Genomic DNA, 20,434 nt, shown 5'->3' with positions numbered 1-20,434 from the left:
CTAAGAAAATGATTCTAGCAGCTTTTTTATAGAACAAATTGTACAGACAAAGTCTCTTGTTATTTACCCTTTGTCTTCTTAGAACTATAATAGGTTCTTAACCAATCTTTTGGATTTAGATTGACTTTGTCTGCTCCTGCATAGTTTGATACTTTCTCTACCACACTTTCCAAAGGAAGCACATTATACGTATAAGGAAGTTCCTCATCATACTTATATTCAAAAGTAAATGGTTCAGTCGGTGGATTCATTTTACTCATATTTTCACTGCCTATAATATGAGAAGACCACGCCCAATTTCCGATCGTTGACTTGTCATGCCATGTAAATCCTTTTGTAAAAAGATTTTCACCATTATTGTCCCAACTACTTCCAGTGTACGTGCCATATTTATTTGATATGTGGGAATTAACTATTAAATTTCTATTATAAGCACTATGGAATAGCTCAGCCCATTGTTCACTCATGTTTTTAGTATCTAATCCTTGAATCTCAGCACCTATAATTGGTTCAGTAATGTCAATAAATACAGATGTATCTGCCGCGATTGAAGCCCCATTCCGTGCATTAAGTGCTCGTGCCAGTGGAGATCTCCCATGTTCAGCAATAGCACTTACCTGATCAAATACATCTTGACGTGTGGAGTTGTCAAGATACACATTGTATGCATGACCAGTTCCTTGTCGTATCATCGGCACTCTCTGCTCAATATTTGTATAACTGTTATAGGCAAGGGTTAACCGAATTCTTTGATTGCCATCTTTATAATCCTCTCCACTGCTACTTACATAGTTCACATAGTCTTTATCTCCTGATCCAGTTAAATGCACTTTACTGTGGTAAGCTGCATATGCCATTATCTGCTCTTTAGTTGCACCATCGTTTCGCATGTTATAGTACATACTATCAGAATTTAATTCATTGGAAGCATATTTGTCTTCCATAAACTGAATCGATTGATAAATATCACTATCTTCTGATGGATTCTCGTTAGCAGGTAATCCGAATTCGGACCAAGAGATAGTAATATTAGATCCACCATTTCCCGTATCAATTAATCCATCTGCTGCAATCGAAAATGTACAATGGTCTATCCATACATTATTTGCACCGTTAACATTAATGAAAGCCCAACCTACTTCTTTATGTTCTCCAGTATCATCCCATTGCCACATTCCATCAAAATTCAAGTTCCTTATAACAAGATCATTCGTTGATCTTTGTAATTTAAATTCTGCACTTCTTATTGTTTTCCCCTTTTTAGAGAAAATCGTTAAGCCATCGATATTTTCAATATTTATTTGTGAAGCGCCGGATGCTTCTATCTTCGGATTTGTAAATCCATACATTGGTTCTTGATATTCTGTTACAAAACGATACTTTTTAGCCTCTTCTGAACTTAAGTTTAATGATTTCCATCCAAGATTCAGATCTTTTGCTACTTCAATTACTTTGACATTTCCATTTCTTGCATCCATAATTGCCTGCAAAAATTCTCTTTCCGTTTTAACCTTACGATAATAAGATGTATTGAAGTACTCGCTTCTATCATTAACACCTAATGATGCATAACCACTTACAGACAGAAAACTATTATCATATTCTTTTATATGCCTTTCCGTGTTTGGTATAGAATCAATTTCAGTTGCATGTATTGCTTCGTTTTTCACTATTAATAATGATGAAGTAATAAATGCTAAAACCAATAACCCGATTAGTGCCTTATTAAGTTTCATACGGTTTCCTCCTAATAAGTTTTTGATTGTTAGTCTTGAAGCAAAACTACTTATGAAAAAGCTCCGAATTGTTTTTTAATCACCTCCTTACTTCTTGTATGTGCAACCAAGACAGAGATCCTACAAACTTAAAAAAGCGCTTTCTTTTTATTGTATAAAAGGGAATAGTAACGAATTTAATTAGGAAGAAGACTTACAACTTATTCATTAATATAAAGGATGCGGGATAAGGCTATTTCATTAGTGTGATTATAATCTATAAGAGTCATAACTGCTACAGTTCCAAGTTAGCCTATCTAATTTTAGTTGTCAACACTGAAACCGAATGCAGTATGCTTTTTTGTTTTTTTACGCCAAAATGTTATCAAATAAACGCTTACTATCACCGCATTTCTCTCGACAATTTTGACGCAATCAAATTCTTGTTAGTGTATTATTCAAACCTGACCGCCTAATAACCAGATTACTCTTCTAACAGTTTAAAAACAATCTATTGTTAGAAGAGTATCGCCTTAATTCCGCACATGGTTAGGAGTACGAAGATTCCCCATTTTACTAATTTATAGCTCTTTTAGCCGCTGCTTTGCCTGAACATCACCTTTTAAAGCAGCTTTTTGATACCACAACTTAGCTTTTTTTAGATTGACTGGGGTGCCAATCCCCTTCTCATAACAAAGACCAAGATTATATTCCCCGTAAAAGTCACCTCTATCAGCAGCCATTTGATACCAATATATTGCTTCATCCCCTCGCTCATTTTCAACCGCCTCATGTCCAAGGCGATTTGCTGCAAACACATCACCATAGAGTGCGGATTCCGTGAACCATCGTTTGGATTCTCCCATATCTACTTCTGTCCCAACACCTTTTTCATGCATATAGCCAAGTGTGTACATTGCTTCTGGAACGCCTTTATCGGCTGCTTCCTTGAAAAGTTCTAGCGCTCTTCCTTCATTCTTCTCCACATACTCCCCACGCAAGTACATATCCGCATAGTTGTTTAGGGCATCGCCATGACCTTTTTCTGCAGCTTTCTTATAGTAAAAAAACGTTTTTTCCAAATCATGTTCCACTACTTTACCTACAAAATACTCATTACCGAGCCAATAAAGAGCATCTGCATTCCCTGCCTCGGCTACTACTTTGAACCAGTCAATCGCCCATTCATGATGGCCTATTGACTTATAAAAATGACTAAGTTCGAGCTGGCTGTCTGAGACACCTTCTAATGCTTTTTGATACAGTGAGATAACTTCCTCTTCTTCCTTTTCATCAATATAAATCTCCGCTTGATCATTTGTCGGGTTTATTATTTCAGATAAGATAATTTCCAAATCACGTAATAAGATAAATCTATATTCTTCCTGAAACGTCGTTACATGCACTAACTGCGTATACAAAATATGAATATCATCAGGAAGGTTATGTTGCGAAGAAACACATTCTTTCAAAATCAAAGACAGCTCTTCAATAAACTGATCACTTGCAGTTAGATTTCCTAGTAGTTTAGCAGCTAACGTATAACCTTTTTCAAATAATGCTTGTTGTATATCCACTTAAAAGACACCTTTCTATTAGTTAATCTATGTAGTATTTCTCTATGATAAATCGATACTAAACGGAACGAATGTTTAAAGGAATATAAGATTGGTTATGACATTTTTAGTTTTAACACTATATTGCTCTACGGGCATAATGATGTATCAAAAATCCAAATTAATAATCCATTGCACCATAATAAGATACTTTTTACATTCACCAACTCTTAGTGGTTCAATTTTCAATCGTTATAATAGTTCCCTTTTAAGTTACCGTATACATACGCCCTCTTACTAATTCAATTATTTGATCGACTTGTTCATGTAAAATAAAAAAAGAGCTTTTTCAGCTCTGAATATTTTTCGTTCGTTTATTGGAATTGATAAAGTATCTATCTAGAAGTCTATATGTATGATTCATTAACCTGTTTTTATACAGTTACATTCTAACCATTTACTTACTTGATTTATATTCCATCTATCTTCAATCGGAATCTCATCATCAGCAACCTGCATGGTTACGTGATAAAGTTCAAGCTCACTGTCATCAAACATCAAATCGTATCCATTCATATTCAGAAACACTAAGCATGAAACGGCAGCAGTTCTTTTATTACCGTCACAAAAATACTGTTTACTAGCGAATCCTTCTAGATAAAGAATTTCGCTCAATTCTTACTTAAAGCCTTTAAAGATTTATCGTATTTCTTAAATACATGATTAGAAGCAGCTTCAAATTTCTTTCTCTTTTCTTGATCAGATAATTGTTTTTTTATTTTTAATTGTTCTGTTTCCATAGTTTCTGCCTCCTCTTCACACATATGATTACCACCTTTCCAAACGGAGAGTTAGTAAAAGTATATGTCAAAGCTTGTAAACATTATACATAGTAAAAGCTGCTTTTATCAAGCAACTCATTATCCTTACCCTGGAATTAATTAGTTTTCGCCAACTATACTATACATTACCCTTTATAGAACTCAGTCAAACCTTACTCAAGTAAAGCCAAAAGATGTAAACGTCCATTTAGCTTCACACTTTTACCTTTTGCGTGTCATAAGCAAACTCTACATTCAAGCCAGAATTTTTCAGCTTCTTTTCTAACTCTTTACATTCACTAAAACTTAGCCCGTTCGGTTCTTCAATGTGTGTTAAAATTACTTTTTTCGCATCAAGCGTTTTGATGATTTCCATTGTTTCCGTAAAAGTTGCTTCCTCCTCAAAAACAGGATGGTCTTCAGGAAATAATCTATCACCGCTTAATGGATGACATGCAAATATACCTACTGGCAGTATAGCGAGGTCCTCACCGATTACCTCCTTATGCGGCTTCCAATTATACAATTCATCCATTGCAATAAGCACTTTTTTACTATCGTTTTCGATAATGAATCCATAAACATAATCCTCCGCCAACCTAAAAGGAACAACTTTTGTATTGTTTAAAAATACACTCTCTCCATCCTTTAGTCGATTGATATGAGCAAATCCTTGTGATTCAAAAAAGGCTAAATGGTCACTACTACCAAGAAATCTTTTGAAATCTACCTCAACTTGTTCCGGAAGATATACTTCTACTTTCTTATTTTGAGGAGGATGATTAATCCAATCCGCACTTAACGATTCAATAATTCTTCTTCCCATTACATGGTCGGGGTGCCAGTATGAATAGATAATCCCTTTGACATCATCAATAGTAGAACGATTGATTTGATGGTGAATATCTTCCGGTGTATCAATCAATAAATTAGGACCATGTACAAATATGCTCGGTCCCATTCTACTAAATGGTACTCCTTTATCTCTCGCCTCTGAGCAAACACGACAATCACAAAGTGGCCTTGGTATCGTTATGGCACCACCAGTTCCAAGAAATTCAATTTCCAATTTGAACAATCCCCCTTAAACATTCCTACCCTATTAGCACTTACTGTACAAAAGATGAATAAATTTCATATATTTTAACATATTTTACAACTTAACTACTAATGTTATTTTCATTATTAATTTGATAAAGGATTATATCCTTCTGACACCCTTAACAGGATAAACAAAAGAAACGCCAAGTAAATCTAAACCATCATTGGCACGATTACTCGACGTTTCCATTTCATTTATTACATTATTTGCTGTTCAAAAACGTTAATGTTGCACTTCCCATTGTTTTAGCGGCGATAAGCATTGACTTCTCATCAATATCAAACTTAGGATGATGGTGTGGATAGTTTGCATTCAACTCCGCGTTTTTTGCTCCTGTAAAGAAAAATGTACCTGGTACATGTTCCAAATACCGGGCAAAGTCTTCGCCACCCATAATTGGTTCCATTTCACTGATATTTTCTTCGCCAATCACTTCACTGGCTACATCTACTATCAGGTCTGTCTCCTTCTCATGATTATTTAGTGTTGGATAACCACGTTGATAATCTAAGCGATAATCAGCACCGGCAGCAGCACAAGTATTCTTAACCATCTGTTCTAATTCATGTTCGACGATATCTCTCGTTTCCTCATCAAGTGTACGTACAGTACCAGTAATCTCTGCTTTTCCGCTAACTGCATTAAAAGCCTTGCCGGAATGAAAAGAACCGACTGTTAGTACAGCTGGCTTCAAAGGGTCAACCTTTCTGCTAATGACTTGTTGCAAATTGGCGACTAATTGACTTGCTGTTACAATCGCATCAACAGTTGTATGTGGTAATCCGCCATGACCGCCTTTCCCTATCACTTCAAGATCAAAACGATCTGTCGCAGCCATTACGGCTCCTTTACGGTAACGAATCGTTCCAATTGGGAATTCTGACCAAATATGTGTTCCAAAAATGGCATCAACACCTCCCAGACAACCATCGTTAATCATATCAATCGCTCCCCCTGGAGGTGATTCTTCCGCATGCTGATGAATAAATACTATCGTACCTGGCAGATCTTCTTTCATTTCAGTAAGTACTTTTGCCAGTACAAGAAGGCTTGCAGTATGAGCATCATGTCCACATGCATGCATCACCCCATCAACTTCCGATTTAAAAGGGAGATCCGTCTCCTCCTGAATAGGCAGGGCATCAAAATCCGCTCGTAAAGCTACCGTTTTTCCTGGTTTACCGCCGATCAACTTGGAAACAACACCTCTGCCACCAACTCTTTCAGTCACCTCTAGTCCAAGCTCCCGATGATATGCTGCAATTTTCTTTGGTGTCTCTTCTTCCTCAAAAGATAATTCCGGATGAGCATGGAAATAACGACGCAGACTAATCATCTCATCATAATAGGATTCTAGTTTGCTAAATAACTCGGTTGTCATGAATAATCCCTTCCCTTCATAATTGTATAAGAATAAACCCTTTAATTTGACCGCATCTTCTGAGTATGACGAATTTTAGTAAGTAATGGTGTAACTAAGAAAAATAGTGATGCAATCAATAAAACAAGACTTATAGGTTTTTGTAGAAAGATTAACCAACTACCATCTGATAATACTAAGCTTTGCTGCAAATTCACTTCAATCATTGACCCGAGTACAATGGCCAAAATCAACGGCGAATAAGATAGCTGTAACTTATGGAATATAAATCCAAGCACACCAAACGCTATTGCTACCCAAACATCAAAGATATTGTTTCTTATGGCAAATGCACCTGTCATACAAAGAGCAATCACAATCCCATTTAATATGTTTGCAGGGATTTTCAGAATCGTTCCAGATAAGAACTTGGCTACTAAAATACCAAGCGGGAAAACGAAAATATAAGCAACTAAAAATCCAATGATTAAAGGATAAGCAACATCTGGATGGTCCGTAAACAATTCCGGCCCTGGACGCAAACCTTGAATCATAAGAGCTCCAAGGAAAAGTGCCGAAGCAGAATTGCCTGGGATACCTAACGATAATAACGGAACCATTGAGCTACCAACTACCGCATTGTTTGCCGCTTCTGGTGCAGCTACACCTTCCGGTACTCCTGTCCCAAATTTTTTATCCTTGAATCGTCTTACCGCCTGATCATAAGCTATATATATAGCCATAATCATTCCAGCTCCAGGTATTACTCCGATAAATGAGCCGATTAATGCAGAGATAGAAATCGTCGGTACCAAACGTTTAAATAATTTGAATTCTGGTAATATCCTGGATACTTTCGGAACCTTTTTACTTGATGCTTGATCTTTTTTGGCTGTTTGAGCAATTTCTAAAACTGCACTGATACCAAACAGTCCAATTAATAATGGAATAAGAGATATCCCATCTAATAAGTTAGTAGATCCGAATGTGAAACGCGGATAACCAGTTTGCGGCCCCATTCCAATTGTAGCTATTAATAAGCCGATTACCATTGATATTAAGTTCTTAACTAATCCACCCTCTTTAGACATACCAACAACCGTACTTAGTCCCAAAATCGTAAGAGCGAAATACTCAGCAGGACCGAACTTCAACGCTTGCTCTGCTAAAAATGGTGCCAAGGTTAATAAAATAATCCCACTTATGATTCCACCCATTACAGATGCGACCGTAGAAATACCTAGGGCTTTCCCGCCTTCACCCCTCTGTGTCATCGGGAAGCCGTCAAATGTCGTTACAACAGAAGAGGCAGTACCTGGAATCCTTAACAGAATGGCAGGAAACGAACCACCAAAGCAAGAAGCACAATAAACACCTACTAAAAGCATAATTGCCACTTGTGGATCCATCCCAAATGTAATGGGGATTAAAATAGCTATCGTGATGTTCGCATTAATTCCTGGCAGCGTACCAGCAACTAATCCACACAACACACCTAAAAACAATGCAAGTAAATTGCCTAATTCGAATACTTGCTGTAATCCTATTAATGCTCCTTCCATAAACTTCTCCCCTTTTTAGCTAAAAAATACTCCAGCTGGCAATCGTACATTTAGTAATAGTTGAAATACTACAAAAATGACACTTGTTGTTGTACATGCAATCAAAAAGCCTTTTATATATTTCTTGTATCCCGTTGCAAATATAACAAAATTTACAACTACTAATGTAGCGATGATAAATCCGAAATACTGGAGTAAAATCCCATAAAGAATTAAGGAAGCAATAATTAGCACTACTGGTAAGACTAATTTTTCTTCCTTCGCTGCTTGTTCATTGTCAGCTTCTGTCCCCCTTTTTCTAATCGAACTAATTAATAATAAGACAGAAAGCACCGCTAATAAGATCGATAGTAACTCTGGAAAAAATGCGGAAGCACTTGGCATTTCCATTGTTCTATAAAAAATGAAACCACTAAGGATTAATAGAAACACAGCTAAATAACTATCTTTTTTCCAATCCATTAATACTACCTCCCACAACCTTCCCTTTAAATAAAGCTAAGGTATACAAAAAGGACTTTTTTGTATACCTAGTGCTTATGCTTTGCTATTATTCTTCTGCACCGTCTTTTATAACATCTAGTACTTTTTCAACAAATTCTACTTGTGTATCACTTTGGGCTTGCAATTCTTCTGGACCACCATATGTTACTTCATAACCAGCATCATTCATCTGTTGGATAAAAGCTTCATCATTGATAATCTCCTCAAATGCCTCAGCCAAGCTATCTACAACCTCTTGCGGTGTACCAGCAGGGGCAGCTATTGAGCGGAAAGGTCCATAAACAAGATCAATGCCTTCCTCTTTAAATGTGGAAACGTCCGGTAACTGCTCCATACGCTCTTCAGCCATTACACCAATCGGTTTAATATCACCTGATTCGATTAGATCCTGTGCTTCCCCATAACCCATAAAGCCTGACTCTACGTGATTACCTAGTAGCTGCTGTACCTGTTCTCCACCACCCGAAGTGTGAATAAAGTCAAAATTCAAATCATAATCTTGCATTAATACTAATGGAGCAATATGATGGGAAGTCCCAAAGCCAGAAGTATTCATGGAAATTACATTTTCTTTTGTATACTCAATAAATTCATGCAGATCATCAATATCAGATTCAGCCGAAACGACTAATAGTTCTGGTTCAAATGAATAAGTTGCAATTGGCTCAAATGACTCAGCAGTAAATGAAGTTTCTTTAATTAATGAATTACTTGCTGCAGAAGATGAATATTCCAGTAACGTGTACCCATCCGGGTCAGCCTCTGCTACATATGATTGGCCAATGACTCCACCTCCACCTTCCATATTCTGAACAACAATTTCTTGTCCATCTAGATGTTCAGAAGCTACATCAGCTATCATACGAATAGTAACGTCACCTGCCCCACCTGCTGCGTAAGGAACGACAATGGTTATATTATCTTCAGGAAAGCCTGCAGCTTCTTCTCCGTTATTTTGTGCATCTGTATTGTCATCACCACAAGCAGCTAATAAGCCGATTGTTAATAATAATATGGTCGTCATCAATATCTTTTTCATGTTCTCATTCTCCTTGTTTGTCTTTTATTTGTGTTATAGAGATGTTATTAAGCGCACTAAATCTTCATGTGTTTCCATTTCACTTACTAAATCAGGTACATGGGCAAAATGTCCATCTGTATCTGCATCTAAAAATTTTCGGTGCAATTCCTTTATGGTTAATGGATCACCTGCTGCACCATGTGGGCGATCCACTCGCTTAGAATAAGTCGCTCCATTTTTCAATGTTATTGTCACAATCGTGAACCTGCCAGGTGGAATCGCAATGGACAGTGGCTCTATCTTCTCATCATATCTTCGATTAATTCGGTTCATTAAGGTTTTAACTCTTGGTTCGATGTTCTGCTTCGAGAACTGCTTGATTCCAACCTTTCCATCAATAAGTGCCGTTGCTATGACATATTCGAGACTAAACTTCCCTTCTATCCCATTCTGAGGATTTGTTACTACTAGTGCCGTATCACCACCAGGTGGAAAGATAGCTTCGATATTCGCAATTTGATCATTCTCTAACTCGTGTAGCTGATGTTCGGATATAAGAGCAAACACAGCATCTATAGCATGATGGGAAGCAGAACAACATGGATAAGACTTGAACCACAATCCAGGATCAACAATTTGCCATGGATTGCCCCAGTCTTTTGTCAGGTTGCTCACTATTGTTTTATCACTGCCATATGCAGCAAAAAAACCTGTTTTTCCATCCAGTCCATTACTAGCTGCCTCAAACCCTTTAGCTGTAAGCATAGAGGTAAATACGGCAGTTCTTGCAGCTAAGCCTGCTTGTAATGGTTTACCATCACTGCCAAACTGAGCTCTGAGGCCGCTTGATTGCGCCGCAGCAAGTCCAAGAGCACAATTAACAGCATCACTATTAAGGTTTAATAAACGCACGCAAGCAGCAGTTGCTGCAATTGCCCCTAATGTCGCCGTATTATGCCAACCGGACTCATAATGGCTAGCACCTATTGCGAGACCTAGTCTGCACATCGTTTCTACTCCAATGACATAGGCAGCTAAAAAGTCTAAAGCCGAAACATTTTTCGTTTTGGATATAGCGAATAATGCTGGCAATATGACGGTACTTGGATGTCCTCTCGAACTGGAATGAACATCGTCATAATCCAATACATGACCTAAATAACCGTTAAGAAGTGCAGCATGTTGGAAGTCTGCATATCTATTAATCCCAATTACTTTCACTAGATTTGGGTTATATGTATCAGAACTGAATAGTTCTAGTAATGAATTGCCTTCCTGATCCTTACCACCAGCAATTGTTGAGGTTAAATAATCTAACACTCCTGACCTTGCCGCAGCCATCACTTGCGGATCTGCTTCTGGCCTAGAATTAACGATTAATTCTGATAATTTTTCTGTAACAGCTATATTGCCCACCATTTTCGTGTACCCCTTTTGTTATTAGAAAGCTCCTCTTTATACTAGCAAGTGGCGTGTTACGGACTTATGCACCTGATCAACCGATATCAGTAGTTAGCTCCTTCTTCATGAATACCGTTATATGGCCTTTTCCTAGGTCTTTTCTGCTCATTTCCTGATAGCCACGGCGTTTATAGATATCGACTAACCATGGATGTTTATCAGCTGTGCCCAGTGAAACGGCTGGAGACTTAAGCGTATCTCTAACCATTTTTTCCTCACACCATGTGATCAGTTTATTTCCTATACCTTGACCTGCATAATCTGGATCTGTTGCAAACCACCAGATATGTGGGACTCCGAATGGACCAGGATGATCTCCCCAAGGCATCCGCAAACTAAGCGTTGACAGTAACTTACCTTCTTCTTCCATAAGAAAACACATATTGTTACGGATATTTTTTTTCACAAGCTCCATATCAGCATTCGCTGCAGCAAAGTTAATACCTAACTCACGGATTGGTTGATAGGCACGAAGCGTTAAATGGAGTAACGCTTCCGCATCATTTAAAGTAGCTTGGCGAAATTCAACCATTAGATTCTTCCTCCTCATTCGTTAACCAGCCGGAGAGCTCTGCTGCTTCTAACACACGGTCTACTGTCTCTGGAGCAGAACCAAGATATGTAGTGACATCTAAAAGTCTTTCAAGTTCTTCTTTGCTAAATGCTTTCGTGATTCGTTCATCTACTAGCAACAGTTCTTTAAATGATATACCTTCTTCCGCACTCTTCATGGACAGCTCGTATACTAGTTCATGTGCTGTTTGTTTACCAATTGATTCTGCTGCTGCAAACATCACACGTTCTGAAAGTAATAGGCCACCTAATTTGTTCAAGTTTTTTAACATATTGTCAGGCTTCACGATTAAACCAGACAATACCGCTTGGGCAGTATTAAGCTGTGATGATAAATAAATACATGATTCTGGAAGTGCTATCCATTCTCCTCGCCATGACATTGCATCCCGTTCATGCTCCACTACCATTGCTTCTTGAACTATTGCTACATTATAGCGGATTGGTTTAGTCAAACTAGCTAAACCTTCTAATGCAGCAGGGTTACGTTTATGTGGCATTGTTGTCGAGCCAATTTTACCTTGAGAAAAAGGTTCCTCCAGCTCATCTATTTCTGTTCGCATCAAGTTATAAAATTCATTTCCAAGCTTGCCTAGTGTTGCACTAATTAATCCAATAATTCCTACATATTCAGCAATACGATCACGCGAAGAGTGCCAGGTGATATCTGGTGTTTTTAGTTCCAGTTTATCAAGTGTACGTCGTTCTACTTCATGCCCTTGTGGGCCGAATGATGCGTATGTACCAACTGCGCCGCCTAAAACACCTGTAAAAACTCTTGCTTCCGCTTCCTTTAATCGATCAAGATGACGAATGACTTCATTAAGTACAACGGCAACCTTATAACCGAAAGTAGTCGGGAGTGCTTGCATCCCGTGCGAGCGACCAACCATTGGTGTTGACCGATATTTTCTAGAAAGCTTGGCAAGCTCAACAGCCACAGCCTTCAAACCTTTAACAATAATCGTATGTGCTTCTTTTAATTGAAGAATAGTTCCAGTGTCAACGACATCTTGTGTTGTTACACCATAATGGACAAATTCTCCCGCTTCTTTCCCACATGCATCCTGCAATGCTTTGATGGTAGGCATTAAAGAATGTTTCATCTTCGCCATGTTTTCTTGCATATCTTCTTCATTTAATCGGTCTGCCTTCGCATTTTCTGCTATTACTTGAGCAGCCTTTTCTGGTATCAAACCAAGTTCTGCTTCCGCTAGCGCTAATGCAGCCTCTACATCCAAATGCTTCTGAATACGGTTTGTTTCCGACCACACATCACGCATTTCCGGTGTACCAAACACATTCTTCAGCATTGCCATATCTATTACATGTGATGTCATCAAACTACCTCCTAAGTAATGTCTTGTGATGTAATTATGTGATATAACGCCATTATTAACCTATAACCGACGAAAAATGTCTGTCAATTCAGAAAATATATTATGTACCTCACCTGTGATTCAGCATCCCGCACAATCACCTCATGTAAGGAATCTATTTGGCTTGTCCGTTAAATCACAGTAAATCACTATGTATTTATGCATTATATAATAGATATTCTCCTATCACAAGAGCTTTTAACTTTTAGTCATTTCATTGTTTGTATTTCGCAAGTAAAATGGATTTTCTTCACAAGCTTCAACTGAAATTTTTGAATAGATCCTTGGTTAACACAGAGCCTCTACGGGCATGGATATTTTGTGAAAGCATACGGTATATAAAGATTTCGCACTATCTGACAGGGTACCGCCCACCTCTTTGTATAAAGCTTTCTTAATGGATAAATTCACAATCTTTAAGTGACTCCATCTTAAATTGTAGTCGCTTGGCCCAAAGATACGAGAAACATTATTGATACGTACGATCATGTGTTAAAGGATTTGAAGGACAAAATCAAAAAGGATCCACCCTATAGGGAAGATCCACAAATTCAACTTATTATCATTGCTCTGCTATTTCAAGGAATCTGCAATCATGTCTAACCATTTAATATCAGCTTCCAGATGAAGTAATGCACCTTCAACTAGCAGCCTCATTGTTTCATTGTCAGAACTTATCATTTGTTTCTTTAAATCGGTAAGATGAAGCACTTCCTTCATCATTGTTTCCTTCTGATTTCTGATCATAGTATCTCTATTTTCGTAGGATACTTGATTAGCACAGACAAATTTGAAATAAAATTCATCCTTAAACAAAGATCTGCCAACAGGCTCCTGCAACCAACTCCAGAGTTCTTCTTTTCCAGCAACTGTAATTGTGTAGAGCTTACGATCCTTTTTATCATGTCCAGGTGTCTCTACAAGTGAATCCCTTTCTAATCGATCCAATGTTGTATACACCTGTCCTGCATTTAATGGCCACATTCCTTGCACCATTTCCTCGAATCCAATCTTCAATTCATAGCCATGTCTAGGTTTTTCATTTAATAGGGCAAGGAGTGAATGTTTTACTGACATATTATTAATCCCCGTTTACTCATTATTTATCGCTTCTCTTATCGATATTCTTGATGCCGAGTTACTTGGTATCCATGAAGCAAGAAGTGTAAATAGAATCCCTACAGCAACAGCTAACAATAAACTAGACCATGGAACAGAAAAATCAAGAAATGCTGGCGCTTGAGCTGATACAGCATTTAAATAGATGACTAATATCCCGTACAACGTCCCGACTATAACACCAGTAACACCGATAATCAAACCTTCTGCTATAATCATAATCCTCACTTGTGACTTTGTAAAACCAAGTGCTCTCATTGTCCCAAGTTCTTTCGTACGCTCTAAAGTATTCATAAATAAAGTATTCGTAATGCCAATTGCAGAAATCCCAATTACTAATATAAGCAAGCCAACAAACAAATCGTTCGTACCCGTTAACCCGTTTTTTGCTTGCTCGATATTCACTTCCATCACATCTACATTGGAAATCCCAGCTCCAAAACTTGCCCAAAGACTAGCTAATACGACTGGAATCCTCTTTTCATCAGTTACTTCAATCATTACATGATAATCTAAAGGCCAGTTCACAAACTCTCTAACAGTTGGTTCCTCTACAAACCCTGCATAACCTGAATAATGAGCAGTTTTAACAACCCCTTTTATAAAAAATTCTGTCTCACCAGCAGGGGTGTGGAATGTAAAAACATCTCCTACTTTTGCTCCCATTTCTGCTAAAGCACGATCACCGATGTAAATGGAAGGATTATCACTTATTTGCTCCGTCGTCTCTACTCTTTCGAACATACTGTCATTATCAAAAGAAAAAAGTGAGAATTCTCTCAACTCATTGGCTAGTGAATACCATGTAACATTCGGTATTTCTGCATAAGAATGGACAGCATCTATACCTTCCATATCCTCGATTACATGCCGCTCATTATCCGTCCAAGCCGTTTCCTTCTCTACCAATATATCCCCACCAAAGGTTGCGCGAATATCGTTTTCCATTCCTTCAGGCAGTGATGCTAATGCCGCACTCATAAATAACGCTAAGCTTACACCAACGGCTAACATTGCTGCCGTATTCGCATTTCGGTTCTTAAATTGATTTAATGATCGGTCCGCTTGTTTTCCTAAGAAGCCAAACAACAAGGCAAATATTGGCCTGAGAATAAATTGAATGAGACTCATCCATAGTGGAAATAGTAGAACAAGTCCGATGAATAAAAGCAAAAATGCCCACACATTATCAATCAAGCCAAGCATTGTACATAAAACACCAAGTATAACTCTTCCAATTTTAAACTTAGTTAAACGGCTAATTTCTCTGTTTTCACCTGCCATTGCTACTAATATCGGTGTCTTTCCAGCATGATATAATGGCAAGGCTGCTGCTATAAATGGATATAGAATGCCTACGATAGCGGAAGTAATAAGAGGTGGCACGAATTCTACTTGATAGTTTATATTTTGTGTTACAATGGCTGAAATTAAAATGTCTTGGACAACCATCCCAAGCCAAGCTCCTATTCCTAAACCAAGCACTGTACCAATGATTGCGAAATAGGCAATTTCCTTAAATATCAGCCCTCTTACCTTTCGCCTTGTATAACCTAAGCTCTTCATGATAGCAATCTCTTTATGACGCTCTACAATGCTCGTATTAATCATATTGAACGCAATAAAAGCACTGATAAAGATAGACAATATGGCTATAATGTCAAACACAAAATATATTCCTTCGATATTGTTGTATTGCTGCGTATCTGCAACAATTGGCTGTACATATAAATTAGATGCTGCTAAATCATTTTGATAATCAGTCAATACTTCTTGGAGGTCCAATCCATCCTTAACTTTATAGCGATACTCTGTGATCAGACTATTCATCCCTAACGATTCCTGAAGGCTTTCTAGCGGAACAATCACCTCAAAATCTCGGAAATTTGCCCCTTCCATTGTTTTCGGGCTATTGACAATTCCACCTTCATAAACAATGGCCGTAACTTCCATACTACCTACTTTCTGAAAAGAAACCTTTTCTCCAACTTGTTTGTTCCAGAGTTTTGCTGCATTCTCTGTTATAATCAAGCCTTCTTTTGTCACATCTCCTTCTTTAACCGGTAATTGCATCATGTCATTATCAAATTCAGATAAACCAGTAAAGTTCACTGTTGCTTGATTAGGAGATTTTGTATCCATATCAACAAAACCTTGCTTTGTTAGTGTCGCTATTCCTTCTTCCACCATATCCATGTCTAGTCTATCCGCTAAATCATTGGCAGAGAAAAAGCGATCGGTTGCTTGTATTCTAAAATCTGCATTCCCGGCAATTAATTGTTCTTGCTCATCCATAATATTAGCGAAGGTAGATTTTGCAATGAGCATACTGGTCATAACCGTAACACCTAACACAATCGCAATTAATGTAAATAAAAACCGCTTCTTATGCCGGGTGATATTACGCCATGAAACGTGAAAGGAACTTAGCATAATCCTCGTCCTCCCTTGTCACTTCCGCTTCAATCGCACCATCTTTAAATAACACAATCCGATCAGCATATCCTGCTGCGAACATATCATGTGTCACCATGACAATAGTTTGTTTTCTCTCCTGGTGAAACTTTGCTAATAGATCAAGCGTATCACTTGAACGCTGTCGGTCTAGGTTCCCTGTTGGTTCATCTGCTAACAAAATAGCAGGTTCATGAATCAATGATCTTGCAATTGCCACTCGTTGCTGCTGTCCTCCACTCAGCTCATTAGGAAATCGCTTTTCAAAGCCTGTTAAATCTACCGTCTTTAATAATTCTTCCACTTTTCCAGGTGGTACCTTCTTACCATCGGCATGTAATGGAAATACGATATTTTCGTAGATTGTTAATGTTGGTAGTAATTGATAATTTTGAAAGATAAGGCCAATCTTTTTTCGGCGAATGATTGTACGTGCTTTTTCTGACTTTGAGGTAATATTCGTACTATCTAACTGAATAGAACCTGCTGAAGGCTGGTCAAGGCCACCAAGCAAATGAAGCAACGTTGTTTTTCCTGAACCACTCGGACCAATAATACAGACAAATTCCCCCTTCTTAACCGAAAAATCCACTCCCTTTAAAACAGCGACAGTTTGTTTACCTGTTTTATATTCTTTCTTTAATTCTGTAACATTAATCAATCGATTCACCTCTTTGTTTTGATGGAAATATGGTATATGACCATGAATAAATAAAATCAATAAGAAACACTAATCCCCAAACCATAGAGATCCCATATAAAGTTTCATTGAAATAGGGTGTTACTTCTACAAATTCTGTACCTACCCAAGATAAATCTGTTAAATAAGGTAACGCTTGTTCCATACTATCTAAACTGATAAACCAGAATATTAATTGTGTACTGCCAAAAATAAGCATATGAAGAATAGAACTGTAACGATATTTCTTCGCAATGTATTTCGAATCCTTTTGTTTCTTCATTACATATTTTTCTTTTTCTGTCAGCAATTCGATACCTCGCCAATTCCCAATTTTTAACCGCATCCAACGATCAAGCTTTTTGAAATCACTTATACCAAACGTACAAGCATATAAAACAAATACCGTAATAATGATTTGGAATGTAGAAATTTTCCTTGTTTCATTATAGATAAGGATTGCCAAAGCGGCTTCCAGAACCATTAAGATAATAAATAAAAGCAGGAATGAAATGATGAATTTCTGTCTGTTATATAGATAACGAAAAATACCGAATAACAATAAAGAAGCTGCAGATAACACTTCAGCTAAAATAAATATCTCCCACTGGTATTCCAAAATAAAATCCATTTTTACCTCCTTTTATATACTCAGTATATATACATACCGAGTATATAGTTACTGAGTATATATGTCAATAATAAAATGGACCATTATATTAGAACGCAAAAAAGGGTGGGACAAAAGTACTTTTTTAACACAAAAAACCGTAAACTTCTCCCCTTTTTAACTAAAAAATACTCCAGATGGCATTTGTTTATATTTATACTTTACTTGCCTATTTTTTCATTACAGTACCTGCTTCAATAGCCATTGAATATATCTATAAAGGAATACGATGAACAAACTATACATTAGCAGGTCTAATTTTGGGGAGTAATTGTAGTGTTTCTAAATACAGTTAATAGAACACAAGGTTTTGTATTTACTTTTGAATATGCTATTGGATATACTTTTTATGTAACATTAAAGATATTGGAAGTATAGAATCGCAAGTTACAAAGTCGAGAAGATATAATATAGTTAAATAATAGGTAATATTTATTGAAGTAACGGGTGCTTTAGTAGAGACTTGGAGTGAATTGAATGTCTATGAAAGGATAAAAAATTAAAACTGTGGGAGATGAGTACATGAAAAATGGAAAAACTCATATTGCTTTGGAAAACCGCTTTAGAAAAATGATTCAAAAGGATAAAAATATAAAAAACGCTTATATGTTAATTCATTCTGAAAAGCAGGGTATCCATGTGAATATGGCTGAAGGATCAACAGGCAGTTTCCCAGCTCATCCTGAACAACCTTACTTTATTGCAAGTATCGATAAGATGTTTACCTCTGTAATAATCGGTAGTTTGGAAGAACAAGAAAAACTATCCTACGAAGATTCAATCGCTTCTTATCTTGACCCAGACCTACTGCACAACTTACATTTATATAAAGGAAAAGATTACACAAACGAAATTAAAATAAAACATTTGCTGAATCACACTTCTGGCTTATTTGGTGATGCCTTGGATCGAGGCAAACAGGGCTCATCAATGATGGATTTTTTTCTTGATGAGCAGTCCCAAGCCTGGACACCACAATATATCATTCAGTGGACCAAAGAAAACTTAACATGTCATTTCCCGCCGGGTGAAGGTTTTTATTATTCCGATGTTGGTTATTATCTTTTGATTCTAATCATTGAGAGAATCACATCAAAACCTTATCATGAGGTACTTAAAGACTCTCTTTTTCAACCTCTTGAGATGAATCAAACCTATACAATCAATTTCACTGAACCAGTCATTACAAAAGAATACCCTGTTGCAGATTGTTTTTTACAAAATAAAAATATGGGACAAAACATTCGACTTGGAATGGATGATGCTGGTGGAAGAATAGTTGCTACAACTGAGGACTTATTGAAATTCATGAAAGCCTTGGTAAATTATAAACTTCTCCGCAAAGAGACCATGGAAAAAATGAAGAATTGGGCTAAGTTTTCTATAGGTATTGACTACGGTTTTGGAATCATAAATTTTAAACATGTCCCCTTATTAATGCCTCGGAGATATAGTCTATGGGGAAATGCAGGATCAAATGGCTCTTTTATGTTTTATCATCCTGAATTGAACGCTTATTTCATAGGTAGCTTAAATCATTTTCGATACCATCGAAAAGGGATTATGCTCATGTTTAAGATGATTGATATCCTTCTAAAAAGTAAATCAAGTAAAAGTATATAAGAATTGTAAACTAATAGATACCTATCTTGAACCATATAGGTATCTTATTTTTTGCAATAATCATTGAATTTAATTACCTGCTTTCAATTAGTTGGTACTACGTAGGCTATATTTTACTGAAATGTGGGAACTGCATGAACCGGAGTGTACAATTATTGAGCTAACGGTGATTACCGCCACTGACATAATATTTACCAGAAAACCCCATCAACTTTACCACCTAGTGCCTGACTGTTTGCCAGTTCAAGCCTCCTATATAATTAGTGAGCACACTTATTGTGTGACACTTTTTATATAGGAGGTTTTTTGTTTGATTCAATACCGAAAGATTTTGGAGTTACACCATGAAGGAATCAGTCGCAGGGGCATTGCCGCATTTACTGGTAACTCTTGACAAAAAGTAACAGAGGTCATTGAGTCGGCCGAAAAGAAGGGGTTAGTGTGTGCCTTAGAGGAGGAAATGACAGATCAGTGGATTGAAGAATTTCCTTTTCCAGAAAAGACCATGGAGGGGTCTGGGAGGCAACCTTTGAATTTGGATTATATTCATGAAGAGTTAGCGAAGCCCAATGTGACGCTTTCGCTTCTTCACCATGAATATGAAGCTGAATGCCGTTCGAATCAAAAATCCCATATTCCTATCGTAGTTTTGCACGCCACTACAGTAAGTATGCAGATAAGTATAAAGCTACTTTGCGTATCCGTAGAAAACCGGGTGAGATCATGGAAGCTGACTGGTGTAACTGCTAAACTAGACTAAACAGTTTTCTACAAATAAGACTAAACAGTTTACTTATATTAATTCCCTTTCGATATACTTGAAGCAGCATGTATT

Annotated in this window: 18 protein-coding genes; 2 read left to right on the top strand and 16 right to left on the bottom strand. The window is 37.3% G+C overall.

The window, feature by feature from the left end; translation table 11 throughout:
- Positions 1–59: 59 nt before the first annotated feature.
- From SH601_RS14975 to SH601_RS14900, 16 genes are all read right to left on the bottom strand, one after another.
- A complete protein-coding gene (locus tag SH601_RS14975; protein ID WP_319959136.1) occupies positions 60–1,736 on the bottom strand; it encodes a pectate lyase family protein in 1,677 nt (558 codons plus the stop codon).
- Between the two features lie 560 nt (positions 1,737–2,296).
- Positions 2,297–3,292 (bottom strand): SEL1-like repeat protein, encoded by a 996-nt coding sequence (locus tag SH601_RS14970; RefSeq protein WP_319959135.1) that lies wholly within the window; start codon positions 3,290–3,292, stop codon positions 2,297–2,299.
- Positions 3,293–3,694: 402 nt separating this feature from the next.
- Positions 3,695–3,946: a type II toxin-antitoxin system death-on-curing family toxin gene (locus tag SH601_RS14965; RefSeq protein WP_319959134.1), complete on the bottom strand. Its 252-nt coding sequence runs from the start codon at positions 3,944–3,946 to the stop codon at positions 3,695–3,697.
- On the bottom strand, positions 3,943–4,071 hold the full coding sequence (locus SH601_RS14960) for a hypothetical protein (protein WP_319959133.1): 129 nt from the start codon (positions 4,069–4,071) through the stop codon (positions 3,943–3,945). Before SH601_RS14960 ends, SH601_RS14965 begins: the two co-directional genes overlap by 4 nt.
- Positions 4,072–4,306: 235 nt before the next feature.
- On the bottom strand, positions 4,307–5,161 hold the full coding sequence (locus SH601_RS14955; RefSeq protein ID WP_319959132.1) for an MBL fold metallo-hydrolase: 855 nt from the start codon (positions 5,159–5,161) through the stop codon (positions 4,307–4,309).
- A gap of 235 nt (positions 5,162–5,396) precedes the next feature.
- Entirely contained in the window at positions 5,397–6,575 is a 1,179-nt protein-coding gene (locus SH601_RS14950; RefSeq protein ID WP_319959131.1) for a M20 family metallopeptidase, read from the bottom strand.
- Between the two features lie 41 nt (positions 6,576–6,616).
- Complete coding sequence (locus SH601_RS14945) at positions 6,617–8,116, bottom strand: tripartite tricarboxylate transporter permease (RefSeq protein ID WP_319959130.1); 1,500 nt, start codon at positions 8,114–8,116, stop codon at positions 6,617–6,619.
- 15 nt (positions 8,117–8,131) lie between these two features.
- Positions 8,132–8,578: a tripartite tricarboxylate transporter TctB family protein gene (locus SH601_RS14940; RefSeq protein ID WP_319959129.1), complete on the bottom strand. Its 447-nt coding sequence runs from the start codon at positions 8,576–8,578 to the stop codon at positions 8,132–8,134.
- An 88-nt stretch (positions 8,579–8,666) separates the two neighbouring features.
- Positions 8,667–9,659 carry a Bug family tripartite tricarboxylate transporter substrate binding protein gene (locus SH601_RS14935; RefSeq protein ID WP_319959128.1) on the bottom strand — a complete coding sequence of 331 codons (993 nt, stop codon included), beginning with the start codon at positions 9,657–9,659 and terminating at the stop codon, positions 8,667–8,669.
- 33 nt (positions 9,660–9,692) lie between these two features.
- The gene (locus tag SH601_RS14930) at positions 9,693–11,060 is read right to left on the bottom strand and encodes an MmgE/PrpD family protein (RefSeq protein WP_319959127.1); all 1,368 of its coding nucleotides are present in this window, start codon (positions 11,058–11,060) and stop codon (positions 9,693–9,695) included.
- 76 nt (positions 11,061–11,136) lie between these two features.
- Complete coding sequence (locus SH601_RS14925) at positions 11,137–11,634, bottom strand: GNAT family N-acetyltransferase (protein ID WP_319959126.1); 498 nt, start codon at positions 11,632–11,634, stop codon at positions 11,137–11,139.
- Positions 11,627–13,015, bottom strand: coding sequence for an adenylosuccinate lyase (gene purB / locus SH601_RS14920; protein WP_319959125.1), 1,389 nt, complete (start codon positions 13,013–13,015; stop codon positions 11,627–11,629). The genes SH601_RS14925 and purB overlap by 8 nt, the downstream gene beginning before the upstream one ends.
- 612 nt (positions 13,016–13,627) lie before the next feature.
- Positions 13,628–14,131, bottom strand: a complete 504-nt coding sequence (locus SH601_RS14915) for a PadR family transcriptional regulator (protein WP_319959124.1) — start codon at positions 14,129–14,131, stop codon at positions 13,628–13,630.
- 15 nt (positions 14,132–14,146) lie between these two features.
- Positions 14,147–16,606, bottom strand: coding sequence for an ABC transporter permease (locus tag SH601_RS14910; RefSeq protein ID WP_319959123.1), 2,460 nt, complete (start codon positions 16,604–16,606; stop codon positions 14,147–14,149).
- On the bottom strand, positions 16,575–17,288 hold the full coding sequence (locus SH601_RS14905; RefSeq protein ID WP_319959122.1) for an ABC transporter ATP-binding protein: 714 nt from the start codon (positions 17,286–17,288) through the stop codon (positions 16,575–16,577). The genes SH601_RS14910 and SH601_RS14905 overlap by 32 nt, the downstream gene beginning before the upstream one ends.
- On the bottom strand, positions 17,281–17,937 hold the full coding sequence (locus SH601_RS14900; RefSeq protein WP_319959121.1) for a hypothetical protein: 657 nt from the start codon (positions 17,935–17,937) through the stop codon (positions 17,281–17,283). Before SH601_RS14900 ends, SH601_RS14905 begins: the two co-directional genes overlap by 8 nt.
- A gap of 561 nt (positions 17,938–18,498) precedes the next feature.
- On the opposite strand from SH601_RS14900, the gene SH601_RS14895 reads away from it, so the two are divergent.
- Both SH601_RS14895 and SH601_RS14890 read left to right on the top strand, forming a co-directional pair.
- Positions 18,499–19,599 (top strand): serine hydrolase domain-containing protein, encoded by a 1,101-nt coding sequence (locus tag SH601_RS14895; protein ID WP_319959120.1) that lies wholly within the window; start codon positions 18,499–18,501, stop codon positions 19,597–19,599.
- A 460-nt stretch (positions 19,600–20,059) separates the two neighbouring features.
- Positions 20,060–20,359 (top strand): hypothetical protein, encoded by a 300-nt coding sequence (locus tag SH601_RS14890; RefSeq protein WP_319959119.1) that lies wholly within the window; start codon positions 20,060–20,062, stop codon positions 20,357–20,359.
- Positions 20,360–20,434: the final 75 nt, after the last annotated feature.

The sequence above is a fragment of the Gracilibacillus pellucidus genome, from assembly GCF_033949965.1.
Lineage (GTDB): Bacteria > Bacillota > Bacilli > Bacillales > Amphibacillaceae > Gracilibacillus > Gracilibacillus pellucidus.
Note: the sequence above shows the minus strand (reverse complement) of the source record. Positions and strands in the feature narration are given on the sequence as shown.